General features: G+C 55.5%; 1 rRNA gene. It reads left to right on the forward strand.

The features are described from left to right. Positions 1-1387, forward strand: a 23S ribosomal RNA gene (locus RJ05_RS05550); the annotation flags it as partial. Positions 1388-1444: the final 57 nt, after the last annotated feature.

The following is a 1444-nucleotide window of genomic DNA, read 5'->3' on the forward strand; positions in this document are numbered from 1 at the left end:
CCTGAGAGGTGATGCGTAGCCGATTGAGGCGAATTCAGTGATCCTATGCTGCCGAGAAAAGCCTCTAGTGAGTTGGTACACGGCCCGTACCCCAAACCGACACAGGTGGTCAGGTAGAGAATACTGAGGCGATCGAGAGAACTGTGGTTAAGGAACTCGGCAAAATGCCCCCGTAACTTCGGGAGAAGGGGGACCACGCCTGGTGACCGGATTTACTCCGTGAGCTGGGGGTGGTCGCAGAGACCAGAGAGAAGCGACTGTTTACTAAAAACACAGGTCCGTGCGAAGTCGTAAGACGATGTATACGGACTGACGCCTGCCCGGTGCCGGAAGGTTAAGAGGACCGGTTAGCGCTTCGGCGCGAAGCTGAGAATTTAAGCCCCGGTAAACGGCGGTGGTAACTATAACCATCCTAAGGTAGCGAAATTCCTTGTCGGGTAAGTTCCGACCTGCACGAATGGCGTAACGACTTCTCTGCTGTCTCAACCACAGACTCGGCGAAATTGCATTACGAGTAAAGATGCTCGTTACGCGCGGCAGGACGAAAAGACCCCGGGACCTTCACTATAGCTTGGTATTGGTGTTCGGTACGGTTTGTGTAGGATAGGTGGGAGACTGTGAAGCATGCACGCCAGTGTGTGTGGAGTCGTCGTTGAAATACCACTCTGATCGTATTGGACCTCTAACCTCGGACCATGATCTGGTTCAGGGACAGTGCCTGGTGGGTAGTTTAACTGGGGCGGTTGCCTCCCAAAATGTAACGGAGGCGCCCAAAGGTTCCCTCAGCCTGGTTGGCAATCAGGTGTCGAGTGCAAGTGCACAAGGGAGCTTGACTGTGAGACAGACATGTCGAGCAGGGACGAAAGTCGGGACTAGTGATCCGGCACCGGCATGTGGAAGCGGTGTCGCTCAACGGATAAAAGGTACCCCGGGGATAACAGGCTGATCTTCCCCAAGAGTCCATATCGACGGGATGGTTTGGCACCTCGATGTCGGCTCGTCGCATCCTGGGGCTGGAGTAGGTCCCAAGGGTTGGGCTGTTCGCCCATTAAAGCGGCACGCGAGCTGGGTTTAGAACGTCGTGAGACAGTTCGGTCTCTATCCGCCGCGCGCGTCAGAAACTTGAGGAAGGCTGTCCCTAGTACGAGAGGACCGGGACGGACGAACCTCTGGTGTGCCAGTTGTCCTGCCAAGGGCACTGCTGGTTGGCTACGTTCGGAAGGGATAACCGCTGAAAGCATCTAAGCGGGAAGCCTGTTCCAAGATGAGGTTTCTCACCCACTCGATGGGTTAAGGCCCCCTACAGACCATGGGGTTGATAGGCCAGAACTGGAAGCCCGGTAACGGGTGGAGGTGACTGGTACTAATAGGCCGAGGACTTACCAACAAAGAAGCTACGCGTCCACTGTGCAGTATCTGAAACAACACACGACTCCGTCGCAGG

The organism is Nocardia cyriacigeorgica NBRC 100375 (genome assembly GCF_000308555.1).
GTDB lineage: Bacteria > Actinomycetota > Actinomycetes > Mycobacteriales > Mycobacteriaceae > Nocardia > Nocardia cyriacigeorgica.